Here is an 18,470-nt window from a genome sequence, read left to right as displayed (position 1 = left end):
CCGTTTCGTTCGCGGTCGCGATGAAACGGGAACAGACCCTAGCGACACCTAATCTGGCGTTGGCTTATGCAGCCGCCTCAACCACCAGCGGCTGGGTGTCCGCACGTTTCAGCAGCGCATAGCTCACCCCGGTCAGCAGGCTGCCGGCGACAATGGCCAGCAGGTACAACAGCGCATGGTTGATTGCATTGGGGATCAGCAGCACAAACAGACCGCCATGCGGGGCCATCAGCTTGCAGCCGAAGTACATCGACAGCGCACCGGTCAGCGCGCCGCCGGCAATGCTCGCCGGGATGACCCGCAGCGGGTCCTTGGCGGCAAAGGGAATCGCCCCTTCGGAGATAAAACACAGCCCCAGCACACCGGCGGCCTTGCCCGCCTCGCGCTCGCTTTGCGCGAATTTATGCCGCGCCAGCAAGGTGGCAATCGCCATACCGATAGGCGGCACCATGCCGCCAGCCATGGTCGCCGCCATGGGTGCGTAACTCTGGGACGCCAGCAAACCCACCGAGAAGGCATAGGCGGCCTTATTGACCGGCCCACCGAGGTCCACGCACATCATGCCGCCGAGCAACAGGCCGAGTAGCACCGCATTAGAGGTGCCCATGGTGTCGAGAAACACGGTTAGCCCGGCGAGCATCCCGGCCACCGGCTTGCCGACCACAAAGATCATCACCAGACCGGTAAACAGGCTGGCCAGCAGCGGGATAATCAGAATCGGTTTGAGCGCCTCGATACTGACCGGTAGCTTGACCCAACGAGCAAGCGCCTTGGCCGAATAACCGGCGAGAAAGCCCGCAACGATGCCACCCAGAAAACCCGCGCCCAAGGTGCTGGCCAGCAGCCCGCCAATCATCCCCGGAGCCAAACCAGGACGGTCGGCAATCGAATAGGCGATGTAACCGGCCAACAACGGCACCATCAGTTTGAATGCCGCGTCACCGCCAATCTGCATCAGCGCCGCCGCCAGCGAGCCTTCCTGCTTGAACGCCTCGATGCCAAAGACAAACGACAGGGCGATCAGCAAACCACCGGCCACCACCATCGGCAGCATGTAAGACACGCCCGTAAGCAGGTGCTTGTAGGGGCCGGCTTTCTCGCTTGAGCTTGCGCTCGCGCTAGTTTGTGTCGCCTCGCCGCTAAGCGGGCGAGCCTCACTAAAGGCCCGTTCCAGCGTCTGTTGCGGCTGTTTCAGGGCCACGCCGGTGCTGCAGCGATAGACCTTCTTGCCGGCGAAACGGGCGGTGTCCACCTCGATATCGGTAGCCAGCAATACCGCATCGGCGGCGGCGATGGTGGCGTCGTCCAGCAGGTTGCGCGCACCGACCGAACCACGGGTTTCCACCTGCAGCACAATGCCCATGCGCGCGGCGGCCTGCTGCAAAGCTTCAGCCGCCATAAAGGTGTGTGCCACGCCGGTTGGGCAGGCGGTAACGGCAACCAAGTGCCGCACGCTGCTGGCAACAGTTGCCTCTTCAACATAGGGCGCAGCGCGCTCAGCCGCCTCGCGCAAAAAGCGCTGTGGATCAGCCAAGGCTTCAGACGGCGTGGACTGCAGCAAACGCTTGCCGACAAAACGGCTCAGCGACAGCTCGCCGGTTTTCACCACCAGTACCAGGTCGGCGGCGGCGATGTCCGCCGCGCTCAAGGGTGAACCGATAGCCTGCGCGTCCTGCACTTCAACCTTGGCCTTCCAGCCCAAACGCTCAGCGGCGGCCTGCAGCAGCCGCGAGCACAACACGCTGGTGACCTGGCCATTGGGGCAGGCGGTAACGATCAGCAGATTCATGGTCAATGCCTCTTATTCTTGCAAGGGCTGTAGCAGCACGGCTGCTTCTAAGCGGGCTAATTGTTCGCGGTCGTGGATGCCAAAGCCGATCTGGGTAACCGCTTGTGCGGCCACCGCTGTCGCCAAGCGCAAGGTGCGCTCAGCCGGCCAGCCTTGCAGCAGGCCGTGCAAGCTGGCGGCCAGTAGCGAATCGCCAGCGCCTACCGTGCTGGCGACCTCGACGCTGGGCGGTATGGCGCGCAAGGCAATACCCGGGCCATGCCAGTCGACCCCGGCGCTACCGCGCGACAGCAAGACATGCTCAATGCCTTGCCCGCGCAACGTACGCACGGCCGCCTTCAGATCGCTGCCGCAGACCTCACTGAGTTCTTCTTCATTGGGTTTGATCAACCAGGGAGCGACGGGCAACGCGGCCTGCAACGCCGCGCCACTGCTGTCGAGTGCCAACGGCACGCCACTGGCCTTGAGCCGACGCAGTAACTCGGCAAACCACTCGGGGCTGACCCCGCGCGGCAGGCTACCGGCCACCACAATCGCGTCGTGCCCAGCCAGCAACGGCGTCAGGGTGTCGAGCAAGCGCTGCAGATGCTCGGCCTCGACCTGCAAGCCAGGGCCGTTGAGGTCGGTAATCCGCCCATCGGCCTCGGCCAGTTTGATATTGCTGCGGGTCTCGCCCGGCACCCGGACGAAGGCATCGGCAAAACCCCGGGCCTGCATCAGGCTGTCAAACGGCTGCGCATTGTCGCTGCCGAGAAAACCGCTGACCGTCAGGCTATGGCCAAGGTCAGCCAGCACCTGGGCAACATTCAGGCCCTTGCCGGCAGCATGACGCGTCAGGCCCAGGCTGCGATTGACTGCACCGGGGATCAAGCTATCGAGGCTAACCGTGAGGTCCAGCGCCGGGTTCAGGGTCAGGGTCAGGATACGGGCCATTAGTGCATCCCCGCGATCAGCGCGCGCACGGCGGCGGCGCTATCGAGCGTCAGCGCCTGCTCAGCCAGCGTGCGTACGTCGCTCATCATCAGTTCACGCACGCGCGCCTTGACCAGGGCAATCGAGCGCGGTGACACGCTCAGTTCATCCACCCCCAGGCCAACCAACAGCGGCACGGCCAAACGATCACTGGCCAGCTCGCCACACACGCCCACCCATTTGCCATAGGCATGCGCGGCCTCGACCGTCATGCCGATCAGCCGCAGCACCGCCGGGTGCAAGCCGTCGGCCTGAGCCGAGAGGGTCGGATGGCCACGGTCGATGGCCAGGCAATACTGGGTAAGGTCGTTGGTGCCGACGCTGAAGAAGTCCACTTCACGCGCCAGCAACGGTGCCATCAGCGCGGCCGAGGGCACCTCGATCATGATCCCCAGTTGCAGGTCTGCCACTGGAATCTCCTCACGCAGGCGCTGCGCTATATCGCGCGCCACACGCCACTCTTCAACGGTGCTGACCATGGGGAACATGATCCGCAGCGCCCGGCCGTCGGCAGAGGCCAGCAAGGCGCGCAACTGGGTTTCCAGGATTTCCGGGCGCTGCAAGCTGAGGCGAATGCCGCGCACCCCAAGGAAGGGGTTTTCCTCGCTCGGCATCGGCCAGTAAGGCAAAGGTTTGTCGCCGCCGACGTCGAGGGTACGCACCACCAGCGGCCGCCCGTCGAGGGCATCCAGCACACGCCGGTACTCACGCTCCTGCGCAGCCTGACTCGGTGCTTGGGCGTGCTCCATAAACACCAGTTCAGTGCGCAGCAGGCCAACTGCCTCGGCCCCCAGTTCTACGGCCTCGGCGGTTTCACCACTGGCACCGATATTCGCCGCCACCTCAATCTGCACGCCATCACGGGTGATGGCCGGCTGCAGACGTTCGGCATGCGCTTGCTGCTGGCGCAGTTGCGCGGATTCGCGCTCACGCAGGGCCTGCTGCTGGGTGGCCTGATCCGGTGCTATGCGCAGTAGCCCGCTGTCGCCATCGAGCAGCAGCACGGTGTTCTGCGCCAGCGCCAGCACCGCCTCGCCAGCACCGACTACGGCGGGAATGCCCAAGGCGCGGGCAATGATGGCGCTGTGCGCAGTGGCCCCGCCGCGTGCGGTGAGGATGCCGGCCACGCGCTGACGATCCAGACCGGCAACATCTGACGGCGCGACTTCATCCATCACCAAGATGTAAGGTTCACGCGGCTCTTCGGGCAGGCTAATGCCGCACAACTGCGCCAGCACGCGCCGGCCGATGTCGCGTAGATCCGCTGCGCGCTCGGCCAGCAGTGCGTCGTGCAAGGCCTCCTGACGCTGCGCCGCTGCTTCGATTTCGCCATGCCAGGCCGCCTCGGCGCTGGCTCCAGCGAGTAGTCGAGCCTCTATATCCTCGACCAGCGCGGGGTCATCGAGCATCGCCAAGTGAGCGCTGAAAATCTCCCGAATACTGGCCACGCCAGCCCCGTCGACTAGGCGCTGAATCTGCGCGGAAACCAGCGCACGCGCCGCCTCCAAACGCTGGAGCTCGGCGTCAACACCCTGGCCTTGCTCGGCATATGCAAAACGCGGAAACACCCGCACCAGTGCTGGCCCAATAGCGATGCCAGGCGAAGCCGCCACGGCCATCAGCTGACTACCGGCGGGCGGGGCCTGTTGCACACGCGTTGCCGCAGGCAGTAAGTCATCGGCCTGGTCGGCCAACAGCGGCTCAACAGCCTCGCCCAAACCGCTTTCCAGCGCTGCCTGCAAGGCGGGCAAGGCATCGGCGGCGATACTCGGCTCGGCGCTGAAGTGCAGCATCTGCCCGCGCCGCGCACCCAGCGACAGTAGACGGCTGAGGCTTTTTACCGACACCCCAGCGCCTTCATCGCCGATCAGCCGTACACGCAATTCACCGTTAAAGCGCTGCGCCAGCTCGCTGAGCACCTTGGCCGGGCGTGCATGCAAACCATGGGCGTTGAGCAGCGGCAGGCTCAGGCTCGGCCAATCCGGTGCCACCTCGCCCCCCAACGCCTCGATTACCCGGCGGCTGTCATTGGCCTCGCTAAACTCGGCAGCACGGCCGCCAATCAACACGTCACATAAACGTTCCAACGCCTGACGATGCGCCTCGCCCTGGCTGGCCAGGCAAAACAGCCCTTTCAGCGCTTCGCCGCGAAAATGCAGAGGCTGCGCCGGGGTAACGAACGCCAAGCCGGGGCGCTGCACACTCTGTTCGCTATGCAACCACCACAAGCCATCGCCCAAGGGCAGCGGCTCGCTGCGGGCTAAACCAAGGGCAAAACCGCTGCTGGCGCAACCGGCTTGGCGCAGCAGCCGAGCGCCCTGCCACAGCAGTTCGTCGAAATCTTCAACCTGCAGACCCAACCCGACCAGTTGGCCGTCCAGCGCCAGCGCCTGTGGCGCACCTTGCAACAGCTCGACGATGTGCTCTGGCTCGCGCGCCTGACGCAGCGCCTGGCTCAGGTCGCCCTCACCCAGAGCGCGGGTGAGCAATTGCAGCAGATAGAGGTGCTCATCGGACTGCGCAGCGATGGCGATAGCCAGGTAAACCTGCTGACCATCGCCCCAATCCACCCCCTCGGGAAACTGAATCAAGCGCACCCCGGTGCGCAGCACCTGATCACGGGTTTGCGGGGTGCCATGGGGAATCGCCACGCCCTGTCCGAGAAAGGTCGAACCCTGCGCTTCGCGCGCCTGCAAGCCTTGCAAATAATCTGCGCTGGCCAGCCCACCCTCGACCAACGCCTCGCTCAGTATGGCCAGTGCCTGCGCCTTATCCGCCGCGTGGCGGCCCATCTGGATCTGGCTGGCATCGAGTTCGAGCATGGGGTATTCCTCTGGCTATCCGGTTTGGCAAGGCGCCATGACTGGCTTGAAACCTGCTTGATGATCAAACCTGCTGAAACGATTCATCAAGCAGTGGCACCTTAGCTGATAATGGGTAATCCTTGAAGCCCGACACTGATAACAGCACAGTGGCCGCCGCACGTAATCGGCACCCAGCGCTGCCACGCTTGCCAGCCCGGAGACCCCTTTGTGAAAGAGTGCTACGCCCGTGAAACTCAGTGACATAGCCAGGCTGGCGCAGGTCTCAGTGACTACCGCTAGCTACGTGATCAATGGTCAGGCCGCGCAGCGACGGATCAGTTCCGCAACCGTAGAACGTGTGCAGGCGGTGGTCGAGCAATATGGCTATCGCCCCGACCAACAGGCTGCCGGGTTGCGCCGTGGGCATAGCCGCTGCTTGGGCTTTATCCTGCCGGATCTGGAAAACCCCAGCTACGCGCGTCTGGCCAAGCTGCTAGAGCAAAAGGCCCGCGCCGCCGGCTATCAGTTGCTGATTGCCAGCTCCGACGACAACCCGGACAGCGAACGGCAGTTGATCAGCCTGTTTCGCTCACGCCGCTGCGCCGCGCTGATCGTTGCCAGTTGCCTGCCACAGGACGACCCGCTCTACCCCAAGCTGGTCAGCGACGGCTTGCCGGTCATTGCCGTGGACCGCGCCCTTAGCGCGCGGCACATTCGCTCGGTGGTCAGTGATGACCAACAGGCGGGCCAGCAGCTGACCCACAGCCTGCTCACGGGCAAACCCCGGCATATCGCCCTGCTCGGCGCGCGCCCGGAACTGGTGATCAGCCAGGCACGTGAGCGCGGCTTCCACCAGGCCCTGGCGGATTTCGACGGGCGTGTCAGCGTCTATCACGGCGAGCAATTCAGCCGCGCCAGCGGCTATCAGCAGATGCACAATCTGCTGGCCGCAGACGGCCCGCCCGACGCGCTGATCACCACCGCTTATGTCTTGCTGGAAGGTGTATTGGACGTAATCCGCGAGCAACCCGATGCCGCCTGGTCGGCGCTGCGCCTGGCCACCTTCGGCGACACCCAGTTGCTCGACTTTCTGCCGATGCGGGTTAACACCACCAGCCAGCAACACGAGCGGATCGCCGAACGGGTGATGACTTGGGCACTGCAAGTAGTCGAGCAGGCCGACTATCAGCCAGGCATCGAGGCCATCAGCCGCTGCTTCAAGGCGCGCCGGTAGCCCTGTGTGCGTGGCTGGCGGGAAAGCGGCCTGAATGCGCGCCGTGCTTGATCAATAAACAACCAGCCCCATGAAAGCCACGGCGTACCTGGCCAAACGCCAGGGCCGCACAACTTATCCACAGTTTTCTGCACCGTTATTGTGGGCTAACTAATTGAATTGAAATGCAATTTATCCGGTCACCGAAGGACGTTAGTGGCTGATCATCCACGGCCGCGCACTGGGCTTGGTTTTCAGCGCATGCGGGTTGGCCTTGGTCGGGGCTAACGGTTTGTTGGGTGTGCAGCAACCACAACCTTTCGGGTGCTTGCGGCTTTGTGCGTATTCCTCGACCGTTTGCGGCGCGTTGGCGCTGCGCTCGTTAGTCGCAATGGCCGTGCGCTGGCTGCCGGAGATGATCGACAGGCTCGGCGCACTGAGAATCACCCGTACGCTGTCGCCGCCACACCAAGGGCAGCCGCAGGGTTGGTCACGCTCGGCCATGGGCCGCAGCTGGGTAAAGTCGCCACAGGTGGCGCAGTCGTATTCGTAAATCGGCATGGCAGGCTCCTTATCATTCAAGGCACAGCAACCCCTCTCCCGCAGAGGAGAGAGGGGTAAGTCGGCTTACTTATCCGGGGCGATAGGCAAGTCGATACTGCCGTCGAGGAACTTGGTCGGCCCGTTGGCGTTGGGGTTGATATCGAAGTCGAAGATTTCCGTCGGCAGCCACAGGGTGGCGCAGGCGTTGGGCACGTCGACAATACCGCTGATATGCCCCTGTACGGGTGCCGAGCCGAGCAACGCATAGCCCTGGGCCGGCGAGTAGCCGAATTTGGTCAGGTAGTTGATGGCATTCAGGCAGGCCTGCTTGTAAGCAATGTTGACGTCGAGGTAATGCTGCTTGCCGGCCTCGTCCACCGAGATACCTTCGAAAATCAGGTAGTTCTTGTAGTTCGGAGTGATCGGGCTTGGCTTAAACACCGGATTCTTGATGCCGTACTTGGCCATGCCACCTTTGATCAGCTCGACCTTCATGTGCACCCAGCCGGCCATTTCGATGGCACCGCAGAAGGTGATTTCGCCATCGCCCTGGCTGAAGTGCAGGTCGCCTACCGAGAGGCCAGCGCCGTCAACGTAGACCGGGAAGAAGATCTTCGAGCCGCGCGACAAATCCTTGATGTCGCAGTTACCACCATGCTCACGCGGCGGCACGGTGCGTGCGCCGGTCAGCGCAGCCAGGTCGCGGGCTTCGCCCTTCATCTTGCCCATGTGCGCGGTCGGTGCCATCGGCGGGTTGGCCAAGGCCGGGACGCGGTGCGGGTCGGTGTCGATCAGCTCCTGCTCGCGCTTGTTCCACTCGGCCAGCATCTTGTGATCCGGCAGGCAGCCGATCAGGCCGGGGTGGATCAAACCGGCGAAGTTCACCCCCGGAATGTGCCGGCTGCTGGTGAACATACCCTTGAAATCCCAGATGGCCTTCTGCGCCATTGGGAAGTAATCGGTGAGAAACCCGCCGCCGTTCTGCCGCGAGAAAAAGCCGTTAAAGCCCCACTGCGAGTCTGGCATCGCGCCGATGTCTAGCAGGTCGACCACCAGCAGGTCACCGGGCTGAGCGCCATGTACACCAACTGGCCCGGACAGGTAGTGCACGGTGGACAGGTCCACATCGCGCACGTCGCTGGCGTCGTCGTTGTTCTTGATCGCACCGGCGGTCCAGTCGTAGGTTTCGAGGATGAAGTCGTCACCTGGCTTGACCCAACAGGCCATCGGAATGTCCGGGTGCCAGCGGTTGTGGATCTGCTCGTTTGCGGTGGCAGGTTGATTAAGGTCGACCTTGATCAGCGTTTCGGTCATGACAAAGCTCCTGGGCCATTGAGGGAGGCATGGCGCTGTCGCGCCGGGGTACGTTGCTAGTTTTCAACGGCCAGGAAAAACCGCAAATACGTCGGATGACGTATGCCAAAACGCAGTAACCACGGGGCTTCTGAGCATTTTCGCCAGGCACAAAAAAGCGGCCGACGCATGGAGAACACGCCGACCGTAAAACGGTAAATCCAATCCGTAGCGCGGAGGTAATCCGGGGCAGATTCAACATCCACCCCCGGATTACATCCGGGCTACAGGGGCACGTCGTTACACCGACAGATAGCGGCTGATGGTTGCCTCGTCGACCTTGTCGCGGCTCTCCTCAACCACGAACTTGCCCTTCTCGATCACCAAAAAGCGGTCGGCGATTTCCATGGTGAAGGACAACACCTGCTCGGAGACCACGATGGTCAGATCACGTAGATTGCGGATCTCCTTCAGGGTGCGGGCGATGTCCTTGATGATCGACGGCTGAATGCCCTCGGTCGGTTCATCGAGCAGCAATACCTTGGGGTTGGTCGCCAGCGCACGGGCGATGGCCAACTGTTGTTGCTGGCCGCCAGACAGGTTGCCGCCCTTGCGCGAGCGCATCTCGTGCAGCACCGGAAACAGCGCATAAAGGTCATCCGGCACTTTGCCCTTGGCCGATGCCGGCAAGCCAGTCTGGATATTTTCCAGCACGGTCATGCTGGGGAAGATCATCCGCCCCTGTGGCACATAGGCGATGCCGCTTTCCACCCGTTCGTGGGTTTCCAGTTTGGAGATATCACGACCATCTACGCTGATCTGCCCACCCCACTGCGGCAATACGCCCATCAGGCTCTTGAACAGGGTGGTCTTGCCCATGCCGTTGCGGCCCATCACCGCGACGATCTCGCGCTTGGCCACATTCAGGTTGAGGTCATGGAGGATCTGGCTCTGGCCGTAGCCGGAAGCTAGGTTACTGATCTGAAACATAGAGACTCCTTGCTGAAGGTAGCCCGGATGCAATCCGGGAATCGGACTCGACGCCGGAGCCACTCCCGGATTGCATCCGGGCTACGGGGCTGAACGCCGTGACCCTGGGCTCAATGCCCCAGATACACCTCAATGACTTTCGGGTTGCTTTGCACTGCTTCCATGCTGCCCTCGGCCAAGACCTTGCCCTGATGCAACACGGTGACCTTGTGCGCAATGCTTTTTACGAACTCCATGTCGTGCTCGATAACCAGCACCGAGCGGCCCTTGCTGATGCGATTGAGCAGCTCGGCGGTCTGCGCGCGCTCGTTGACGCTCATGCCGGCCACGGGCTCGTCGAGCATCAGCAGCGCCGGGTCCTGCATCAGCAACATGCCGATCTCCAGCCATTGCTTCTGGCCGTGGGACAGCAGGTCGGCCTGCAGATAGAGGTTGTCGGTGAGCATGATCTCGGCGGCGATCTGCTCAACCCGCTCGATCACCTCCGCTGTGCGTTTAAAGAACAGTGCACCCCATACCTTGCGGCCCTTGGGGTAGGACATTTCCAGGTTCTCGAACACCGTGAGGTTTTCGTAGATCGAGGGGTTCTGAAACTTGCGCCCAACCCCGGCACGGACGATGTCGAACTCACGCATCTTGGTCAGCTCGCGGTTCTCGAACTGGATGCTGCCGGCGGTAGCCTTGGTCTTACCGCAGATCAGATCTAGCACCGTAGTCTTGCCGGCACCATTAGGGCCGATCACCACGCGCACTTCATTGCGATCGATATACAGGTTGAGGTCATCCACTGCCTTGAAACCATCGAACGACACCGTCAGGCCCTCGATGGCCAGCACCGGCTTGGGCATCTGAAATCCACTTGGCTGACTCATGGTGTGCTCTCCAGTTCACGGGGTTGGCTGCTGGTAGCAGGCGCTTCAGGCAGCGACGCGGGGGCGGCAAGTGGCGCAGGTTTGCGGCTGAGCTTGCCCAGCCACTTACGCCCGTGGCTTTCCCACAGGCCGGCGATGCCATTGGGGAAGTACATGACCACGGCGATAAACAGCCCGCCCATCAGGTACAGCCACAGCTCGGGGAAGGTTTCGGAAAAGTAGGTTTTGCCGAAGTTGACCAGCAGCGCGCCATACACCGCGCCGAGCAGCGACATGCGCCCACCGACGGCGGCGAAAATCACCATCTCAATCGACGGCACGATGCCGACGAAGCTCGGTGACATAAAGCCCACCTGCAAGGCGAACATCGCCCCGCCAATCGCCGAAAACGCCGCTGCCACGCAGAACACGAAGATCTTGAAACTGGCCACGTCGTAACCGGAGAAACGCACGCGCTCTTCCTTGTCGCGCATGGCCATCAGCAGCCGGCCCAACTTGGACGCGAGAATAAAGCGCCCCAGCAGGATGCAGCCGAACAACAGGAAGGCATTGATGAAGTAGAGGATCAGCTTCGAGCTGTCGTCGCGGATATCCCAACCCAGCAAGGTTTTCAGGTCAGTGATGCCGTTAACCCCGCCAGTCAGGCCCTGCTGGCCGATGATCAGCACGGTGAGAATCAGCGCAATCGCCTGAGTAACGATGGAGAAGTACACGTCACCGACGCGGCGCTTGAACATCGCCATGCCGATCACCAGCGCGAGAATCACCGGCACGCCAATCACCGCCAGCAAGGTGAAGCCGAAGCTGTGGAACGGCTGCCAGAGCAGCGGCAGTTCGGTGATCTGGTTCCAGTCCATAAAGTCCGGAATACCGGGGGTGGACTGGATTTTGGTGCTTTCCGGGTCGCTGGCTTCAAGCTTGAGAAACATCGCCATGCAGTAACCGCCAAGGCCGAAGAACATGCCCTGACCGAGACTGAGAATGCCGCCGTAGCCCCAACAGAGCACCAGGCCAACGGCGACGAAGGCGTAGGTCAGGTATTTGCCGACCATGTTCAGACGGAAGGCATCCAGCGCCAGCGGGAACACCACCAGGATCAAGGTGGCCAGCACCGCAAGGCCAATCGCGCCCTGCTTGCCGCCAAGGAATTTATCGAGTGTCGGGTTCATGGGTTATTGCCCTCGATGGCGGGTTGGTGTGCGATGAATTCGTGTCGATGGATCGCGGCTGTCGCGGCTACGGAGGATCGGCATAGGCCTCGTAGGAGGGGCTTCAGCCGCGAGCTGCTCTCTGTCATCCCCACAACTCCGGGATGGCTGATTGCCCGGCCGATCATTTGCGCACCTTGATCGAAAACAGCCCTTGCGGACGCAACATCAGAATCAGGATCACCGCAGACAGGGTGAACACCTTGGCCATCGAGCCGCTCATAAAGAACTCCATCAGCGACTGCGCCTGGGCAATGCTGAAGGCCGAGGCAATGGTGCCGAGCAGGCTCGATGCGCCGCCGAACACCACCACCAGAAAGGTGTCGACGATGTACAGCGAACCGGCAGTTGGCCCGGTTGAACCGATGGTGGTGAAGGCCGCGCCAGCAACACCGGCAACGCCACAACCAAGGGCGAAGGTCATGCGGTCGACCTTCTTGGTATTGATCCCTACAGCGCGGCTCATCACCCGGTTTTGCACAGTGGCACGCACCTGCAAGCCCCAACGCGAGCGGTAGAGCATGAGGAAGATCATGGCGGTCATCAGCACGGTCAGGCCCATCACGAACAGGCCGTTACGCGGGATATCAATGGCCTCAGTCGGGTTCCACGAACCCATCAACCACTCCGGCAAGGTAGCGCTGACTTCCCGCGCGCCGAAGATCGAACGGAAGGCCTGCTGCATCACCAGCGACAGTCCCCAGGTGGCCAGCAAGGTATCCAGCGGGCGCTGATAGAGCTTGCTGATCAGCGCCCACTCGACCAGCCAGCCAATCGCGCCGGCGATAAAAAACGACAGCACAATAGCGAGAAAAAAATAGTACGGGCCGAAAAACGGCGCGTATTGCTCGGTCAGAAGCGACACCACATAGGTGGTGTAAGCACCGATGGTGAGGAACTCACCGTGGGCCATGTTGATCACGCCCATCTGGCCGAAAATGATCGCCAGCCCCAGGGCCATCAGCAGCAGTACGCAGAAAACGGACAAGCCGTTGAAGCCCTGCATGGCCGCGATGGCACCAAATTCCGATAGCCATTCCATGATGATGGTCTCCTGCTGGAAGAAAGAATAAAGGTCAGGCCGGGCTGGCCGCAGACGTGCCTTGGTGGGTACGCCTGCGGCTGGCTCCGGCCTGAACCGCTGTTACTGGTAGCCTTTCGGGAATGGGTTTGGCTCGATCAGGTCGGACTCGTAGACCACCTTGAACTGGCCATCTTTCTGCACTTGGCCAATGCGGGTTTTGCTCCACAGGTGATGGTTCTCGTGGACCTTGACGTAGCCTTCTGGCGCGGTGGTCAGCTCAATGCCTGGCGAGGCAGCGGCTACTTTGTCGACGTCGAAGCTGCCGGCTTTCTCAACTGCGGCTTTCCACAGCCATGGGCCGAGGTAAGCGGCTTGAGTCACGTCACCGATAACCGAGTCTTTGCCGTACTTGGCCTTGAAGGCTTCAACAAAGGCTTTGTTGTTCGGGTTGTCGAGGCTCTGGAAGTACTTCATGGAGGCGTAGAAACCTTCCATGTTCTCGCCGCCAATGCCGAGCAATTCATCCTCGGTGACCGACAAGGTCAGCAGGGTTTGCTTGGCGCTGTTCACACCGGCTGCTTTCATCTGCTTGTAGAAGGCCACGTTGGAACCGCCAACCACGGCCGCGAAGACCACATCAGGCTTTTTCAGTTTGACCTTGTTGATCAAGGAGCCGAACTGGGTGTTGCCCAGCGGGTAGTACTCCTCGCCAACCACTTTGCCGCCGAGTACGTTTTCGATGTGCTTACGGGCGATCTTCATCGAGGTGCGCGGCCAGATGTAGTCCGAGCCGATCAGGTAGAAGGTCTTGGCGCCCTTCTCTTTGGCGATCCAGTCGAGGCCGGCAAGAATCTGCTGGGTGGCCTCCTGGCCGGTGTAGATCACGTTCTTCGACTGCTCCAACCCTTCATAGAAGGTCGGGTAGTAGAGCAGACCATTTTCCTTCTCGAACACCGGCAGCACGGCTTTGCGCGAGGCCGATGTCCAGCAACCAAATACCGCCGCGACCTTGTCACCGACCAGCAGCTTCTTGGCTTTTTCGGCGAAGGTTGGCCAGTCAGACGCGCCGTCTTCCTGAATCACCTTGATCTGCCGACCGAGGATGCCGCCACTGGCGTTGATCTGCTCAATGGCCAGGCGCTCGGCCTGAATCGAACCAGTTTCAGAAATAGCCATGGTGCCGGTGGCCGAGTGCAGTTGGCCGACCGTTACTTCCGTATCGGTAATGGCCAGGCCGGTGGTGTTGGCGTCATCAGCCAGGGCCATCTGGCTGAACACACTGGCCGCCAGCAGCGAGAGTGCCGCAGCACCCAACGCTAGCCGACGAGGGAGAAAGCGAGTCGGTGAATCCATGGTCATGCTCCTCTGGGTGGTTTTCCTCCCTGGCTCGCCTTGCGGGTACCAGTTCGGTTCGCCACCAGCATGCGTTTGCCACCGGCCTGCGCGGTATACGCAGGTTGACGTAACGGCATACGTCATCTGACGTACAGCCGCCCGCCCCAGGCTGGTGCAAGCTCACGCCCAACCTGCAGGCAGATAAAAGCTCGCGCGCGCAAGGAAGGCGTACTGCGGCCGCAGGGCATGGATGTTGCAGTTTCCAACGTCTGTATTAACCACGCCCAGGAGCAGCCTCCGTGCAACCCATCGGTACCCAGCGCATCGTCAAGATCCGCCGCGACTACAACAGCTGGGTCGCCGACGAAACCATGGAAGACTACGCGCTGCGGTTTACCCCCAAGTCGTTTCGCAAGTGGTCGGAAGCACGCATTGCCAACACCGCCCTGAGCGCCGTGTCGTTCCTGGCTCTGGAGGCCATCGGCGGTGCACTGGCGCTCAGTTATGGCTTCACCAATACGTTGTGGGCTGTGCTGGCCGTGGCCCTGGTGATCTTCCTCACCGGCCTGCCAATCAGCTATTACGCGGCGCGCTATGGCGTGGACATGGACCTGCTGACCCGTGGTGCGGGCTTCGGCTATATCGGCTCGACCATCACCTCGCTGATCTACGCCAGCTTCACCTTCCTGTTCTTCGCCCTCGAAGCAGCGATCATGGCCCTAGCCCTGGAGTTGTACTTCAACATCCCGCTGGCGTTGGCCTATGTGATCTGTTCGGTGATCGTCATCCCGCTGGTCGCCTACGGCATCACCCTGATCAATCGTTTGCAGATGTGGAGCCAGCCAGTGTGGCTGTTTCTACTGTTTCTGCCGTATGTGTTCGTCATCAGCAAAAACCCCGAAGCACTCAGCGACTGGACCAGCTTTGCTGGTCGCGAGGGTGAAGGTGGCGCGTTCAACCTGCTGTATTTCGGTGCGGCCTGCACCGTGGGTTTGGCCCTGGTCACGCAGATTGGCGAGCAGGTCGACTACCTGCGCTTCCTCCCAGAAAAAACCCGCCACAACCGCAAGCGCTGGTGGGCGGCGCTGCTGCTGGCCGGGCCGGGCTGGATTATCCCCGGCGCGCTGAAGATGCTCGCCGGGGCCTTTCTCGCCTTCCTCGCCCTGCAACACGAAATCCCCATGGACCGCGCCGCCGAGCCAACGCAGATGTACCTGGTGGCGTTCAACTACGTGTTCAGCTCACCCGAGTGGGCGCTGGCAGCCATGGTGCTGCTGGTGATTGTCAGCCAGATGAAGATCAACCTGACCAACGCCTACGCAGGCTCCCTGGCGTGGTCGAATTTTTTTGCCCGCGTCACCCACAGCCACCCAGGCCGCGTGGTCTGGTTGGTGTTCAACGTGGCCATCGCGCTGATGCTGATGGAGCTTGGGGTGTTTCAGGCCATCGAAGAAGTGCTCGGCCTGTACGCCAATATCGCCATCGCCTGGATCGGCGCAGTGGTCGCCGACCTGGTGATCAACAAGCCGCTGGGCCTGTCGCCCAAACACATTGAGTTCAAGCGCGCGCACCTATACGACATTAACCCGGTCGGCGTCGGCGCCATGCTGATCGCCTCCCTATTGTCGATCCTCGCCCACGGCGGTTTGTTCGGCCAACTGGCGCAGGCGGCCTCGCCGGTTGTGGCGCTGGGCTCGGCGCTGCTGTGCGCCCCACTGATTGCCTGGTTGACCGACGGCCGCTACTACATCGCACGCAGCAGCGACCCGCTATTGCTCTACCCACTCGGCGTCACCACCACCGTGCAATGTGGCCTGTGCAGCAATGCCTTCGAGAGCGAAGACATGGCTTTTTGCCCGGCCTACAGCACACCAATCTGCTCGCTGTGCTGCTCGCTCGACGCGCGCTGCGGCGACGCCTGCAAACCACGGGCGCGCTTGTCCGAGCAGCTCGATGAGTTTATCCGCTGGCTGTTCCCGCAGTCGTCGATTCCTCGTTTGCACAGCCGCCTGGCGCAGTACCTGGGATTACTGACGGTACTGGTGGCGCTGCTATTCAGCGCGCTGGCGTTGATCTACAGCCAGGTTTCCCACGGTCTGTTAGAACAATCGCCGGAGGCGCAGGAAACCCTTTACCTGGCCTTTCTTAAGGCCTTTCTGACCCTCTCGCTATTCGCTGCGATTCTCGCCTGGTGGGTGGTACTGACCCGCGAGAGTCGGCGCGTGGCCCAGGAGGAATCTGACCGCCAGACCCAGCTGCTGATGCAGGAGATCGAAGCCCACCGCAAAACCGATGAGGCCCTGCAGAAAGCCAAGGAAGCCAGCGAAGCGGCCAACGCGGCGAAGAGCCGCTACGTCACCGGTCTGTCCCATGAGCTGCGCACGCCGCTCAACAGCATCCTCGGTTATACGCAGATTCTGCAGCGCGACGCCGGCATGCCGAGCCAACACAAGGACGCCCTGGCGACCATTTTCCGCAGCGGCTCGCACCTGTTGTCGCTGATCGATGGCCTGCTCGACGTGGCCAAGATCGAGGCCGGCAAGCTCAACCTGGAACTGACGGAAATCCCTTTCCCGGAATTTATTCACCAGATCGAGCGCATGTTCGCCCCGCAAGCGGAAGAAAAAGGCCTGGCCTTTCGCTTGGAAACCAGCGGGCGCATGCCGGCGGTGGTACGCGGTGATGAGAAACGCGTACGGCAGATTCTGATCAACCTGCTGGGTAATGCCGTGCGCTTCACCGACCACGGCCAGGTGTGCCTGCGCGTCAGCTACCGGCGTGAAACCGCCAACTTCGAAATTATCGACAGCGGTATTGGCATCGCCCCGGAGCAGATCGAGCGGGTCTTTCAACCGTTCGAGCGGGGCGACCTGATGCGCCAGGACAACGGCGTTGGCTTAGGCCTGACCATCACCCGCATGCTCACCGCGCTGATGGGCGGCGAGCTGTCGGTGAAAAGTGAATTGGGCCAGGGCACCAGCTTCCAAGTGCGCCTGTTCCTCTCCGAGGTGCGCGTGCCGCAGGCGGTGGTGCATGTGGAGCACGACATAATCGGCTACCAAGGCCCGCGCCGGCTGATCCTGGTGGTAGACGACCATATCGAACACCGCCGCGTGCTGGCCGGCATGCTCGAACCACTGGGTTTCAGCATTGCCCAGGCCGCCAGCGGCCAGGAGGCGATTCGCCAGGCAGCCCTGCTATTCCCCGACCTGATACTGATGGACCTGTCGATGCCGCAAATGGACGGCTGGGAAACCAGCCGACTGATCCGCCGCAATGCCCAGAGCCAGGCACCGATCATCGTGATTTCCGCCAACGCCTTTGCCGATGACCGCGAGCGTAGCGTCGCCGCCGCCTGCAACGATTACCTGGCCAAGCCAGTGCATACCCCGGAACTGCTCGACCGTATCCAGAAGCAACTCAACCTGCAGTGGTTGCGCCGCACCGCGCCACTGCAAATACCAGCGCTAGAAAATAACGTACGCCCCAGCGCCGAAGACCTCGAAGCACTGCGTGAACTCGGCGCCATGGGTTATATCCGCGGCATCCAGGAGAAACTCGACGCCATTGATCGGCTGACACCCTCCAGCGCTAGCTTTACCGCGCCCCTGCGCGCCTTGGTGAAAAGCTACCGCCTGGACGAATTCAACCGCCAACTCAAGGAGGCCGAGCATGACCGCGCAGACCTACCCACCTGACCACATCCCAGCCGAGCGCGGGGTCATCCTGATCGTCGACGACACGCCGGACAACCTGGCGCTGCTCTCCGACGCCCTCGATGAAGTGGGTTATATGGTGCTGGTCGCCCTGGATGGCCTGAGCGCGTTGAGCCGCATCCAGCGGCGTCGCCCGGATCTAATCTTGCTCGACGCGATGATGCCCGGGCTGGACGGCTTCGAGACCTGCCAGCGGATCAAGGCCGACGCCAGCACCGCCGATATTCCGGTGCTGTTTATGACCGCACTGACCGACAGCGAGCACGTGGTCAAGGGCTTCGCTGCGGGCGGCATCGACTATGTGACCAAACCCATCAACACCGAAGAAGTGCTCGCCCGCGTCGCCTCACACCTACGTACCGCACGCATCCTGCAAACCGCGCGCGCTGCCAGCCAAACACAGCCACTAACGCTTAACGACGAGCCAGCCTACGCCACGCTCTCCGCCCGCTTCCAACTGACCGAGCGTGAAGTGGAAGTACTGCGCTGGGTGGCCTGCGGCAAGACCAACCGCGACATCGGCGACATTCTTGGCCTCAGCCCGCGCACAGTGAACAAACACCTGGAGCACGTCTACGTCAAACTCGGCGTGGAAACCCGCACAGCAGCGACCTCTGTAGCGCTCTCAGCAATGGCCGAGCGCGCCTGAGCGAGCGCAACAGGCGCAAATAAAAAAGCCCACCGAGTGGTGGGCCTCATTACAAGCAAACG

The 18,470-nt window shown here is 61.9% G+C and carries 13 protein-coding genes; 3 read left to right on the top strand and 10 right to left on the bottom strand.

Translation table 11 applies throughout. From position 1 onward, the window contains the following. Positions 1 to 64 precede the first annotated feature (64 nt). From VCA57_RS18460 to ptsP, 3 genes are read right to left on the bottom strand one after another with little or no spacing between them, the layout of a single operon-like run. The gene (locus VCA57_RS18460; RefSeq protein WP_411186529.1) at positions 65 to 1,789 is read right to left on the bottom strand and encodes a PTS fructose-like transporter subunit IIB; all 1,725 of its coding nucleotides are present in this window, start codon (positions 1,787 to 1,789) and stop codon (positions 65 to 67) included. A 12-nt stretch (positions 1,790 to 1,801) separates the two neighbouring features. After that, positions 1,802 to 2,722 (bottom strand): 1-phosphofructokinase, encoded by a 921-nt coding sequence (gene pfkB / locus VCA57_RS18455; protein WP_411186528.1) that lies wholly within the window; start codon positions 2,720 to 2,722, stop codon positions 1,802 to 1,804. Further along, positions 2,722 to 5,583, bottom strand: a complete 2,862-nt coding sequence (gene ptsP, locus VCA57_RS18450) for a phosphoenolpyruvate--protein phosphotransferase (RefSeq protein WP_411186527.1) — start codon at positions 5,581 to 5,583, stop codon at positions 2,722 to 2,724. Before ptsP ends, pfkB begins: the two co-directional genes overlap by 1 nt. Before the next feature lie 229 nt (positions 5,584 to 5,812). Here ptsP and cra point away from each other — a divergent pair, with 229 nt between their 5' ends. After that, entirely contained in the window at positions 5,813 to 6,799 is a 987-nt protein-coding gene (cra, locus tag VCA57_RS18445; protein ID WP_411186526.1) for a catabolite repressor/activator, read from the top strand. 192 nt (positions 6,800 to 6,991) lie between these two features. Here the strand turns inward: cra and VCA57_RS18440 are convergent, their stop codons facing one another. From VCA57_RS18440 to urtA, 7 genes are all read right to left on the bottom strand, one after another. Continuing rightward, positions 6,992 to 7,339, bottom strand: coding sequence for an FmdB family zinc ribbon protein (locus tag VCA57_RS18440; protein WP_411186525.1), 348 nt, complete (start codon positions 7,337 to 7,339; stop codon positions 6,992 to 6,994). A 66-nt stretch (positions 7,340 to 7,405) separates the two neighbouring features. Next, entirely contained in the window at positions 7,406 to 8,635 is a 1,230-nt protein-coding gene (fmdA, locus tag VCA57_RS18435) for a formamidase (RefSeq protein WP_411186524.1), read from the bottom strand. Positions 8,636 to 8,914: 279 nt separating this feature from the next. Beyond that, complete coding sequence (urtE, locus tag VCA57_RS18430; protein WP_411186523.1) at positions 8,915 to 9,604, bottom strand: urea ABC transporter ATP-binding subunit UrtE; 690 nt, start codon at positions 9,602 to 9,604, stop codon at positions 8,915 to 8,917. Positions 9,605 to 9,714: 110 nt separating this feature from the next. Then, positions 9,715 to 10,476 carry an urea ABC transporter ATP-binding protein UrtD gene (gene urtD, locus VCA57_RS18425; protein WP_411186522.1) on the bottom strand — a complete coding sequence of 254 codons (762 nt, stop codon included), beginning with the start codon at positions 10,474 to 10,476 and terminating at the stop codon, positions 9,715 to 9,717. Beyond that, positions 10,473 to 11,645, bottom strand: a complete 1,173-nt coding sequence (gene urtC / locus VCA57_RS18420; RefSeq protein WP_411186521.1) for an urea ABC transporter permease subunit UrtC — start codon at positions 11,643 to 11,645, stop codon at positions 10,473 to 10,475. Before urtC ends, urtD begins: the two co-directional genes overlap by 4 nt. Before the next feature lie 163 nt (positions 11,646 to 11,808). Further along, entirely contained in the window at positions 11,809 to 12,726 is a 918-nt protein-coding gene (gene urtB, locus VCA57_RS18415; RefSeq protein ID WP_411186520.1) for an urea ABC transporter permease subunit UrtB, read from the bottom strand. Between the two features lie 102 nt (positions 12,727 to 12,828). After that, positions 12,829 to 14,061, bottom strand: a complete 1,233-nt coding sequence (gene urtA / locus VCA57_RS18410; protein ID WP_411186519.1) for an urea ABC transporter substrate-binding protein — start codon at positions 14,059 to 14,061, stop codon at positions 12,829 to 12,831. Between the two features lie 281 nt (positions 14,062 to 14,342). Here urtA and VCA57_RS18405 point away from each other — a divergent pair, with 281 nt between their 5' ends. Both VCA57_RS18405 and VCA57_RS18400 read left to right on the top strand, forming a co-directional pair. After that, on the top strand, positions 14,343 to 17,741 hold the full coding sequence (locus tag VCA57_RS18405; protein ID WP_411186518.1) for an ATP-binding protein: 3,399 nt from the start codon (positions 14,343 to 14,345) through the stop codon (positions 17,739 to 17,741). Then, positions 17,716 to 18,408: a response regulator gene (locus VCA57_RS18400; RefSeq protein ID WP_411186517.1), complete on the top strand. Its 693-nt coding sequence runs from the start codon at positions 17,716 to 17,718 to the stop codon at positions 18,406 to 18,408. Before VCA57_RS18405 ends, VCA57_RS18400 begins: the two co-directional genes overlap by 26 nt. Positions 18,409 to 18,470 lie beyond the last annotated feature (62 nt).

Source organism: Pseudomonas sp., from assembly GCF_046581935.1.
In the GTDB taxonomy this organism is placed as follows: domain Bacteria; phylum Pseudomonadota; class Gammaproteobacteria; order Pseudomonadales; family Pseudomonadaceae; genus Aquipseudomonas.
The sequence above is the reverse complement of the archived record's forward strand: the minus strand, read 5'-3'. Positions and strand labels throughout refer to the sequence as shown.

What these genes read in the sequence shown, in the direction of transcription:
- urtC (WP_411186521.1), bottom strand. Translation starts at nt 11,645, where the DNA reads ATGAACCCGACACTCGATAAATTCCTTGGCGGCAAGCAGGGCGCGATT.
- urtE (WP_411186523.1), bottom strand. Translation starts at nt 9,604, where the DNA reads ATGTTTCAGATCAGTAACCTAGCTTCCGGCTACGGCCAGAGCCAGATC.
- pfkB (WP_411186528.1), bottom strand. Translation starts at nt 2,722, where the DNA reads ATGGCCCGTATCCTGACCCTGACCCTGAACCCGGCGCTGGACCTCACG.
- urtD (WP_411186522.1), bottom strand. Translation starts at nt 10,476, where the DNA reads ATGAGTCAGCCAAGTGGATTTCAGATGCCCAAGCCGGTGCTGGCCATC.
- urtA (WP_411186519.1), bottom strand. Translation starts at nt 14,061, where the DNA reads ATGGATTCACCGACTCGCTTTCTCCCTCGTCGGCTAGCGTTGGGTGCT.
- ptsP (WP_411186527.1), bottom strand. Translation starts at nt 5,583, where the DNA reads ATGCTCGAACTCGATGCCAGCCAGATCCAGATGGGCCGCCACGCGGCG.
- fmdA (WP_411186524.1), bottom strand. Translation starts at nt 8,635, where the DNA reads ATGACCGAAACGCTGATCAAGGTCGACCTTAATCAACCTGCCACCGCA.
- VCA57_RS18460 (WP_411186529.1), bottom strand. Translation starts at nt 1,789, where the DNA reads ATGAATCTGCTGATCGTTACCGCCTGCCCCAATGGCCAGGTCACCAGC.
- urtB (WP_411186520.1), bottom strand. Translation starts at nt 12,726, where the DNA reads ATGGAATGGCTATCGGAATTTGGTGCCATCGCGGCCATGCAGGGCTTC.
- VCA57_RS18400 (WP_411186517.1), top strand. Translation starts at nt 17,716, where the DNA reads ATGACCGCGCAGACCTACCCACCTGACCACATCCCAGCCGAGCGCGGG.
- VCA57_RS18440 (WP_411186525.1), bottom strand. Translation starts at nt 7,339, where the DNA reads ATGCCGATTTACGAATACGACTGCGCCACCTGTGGCGACTTTACCCAG.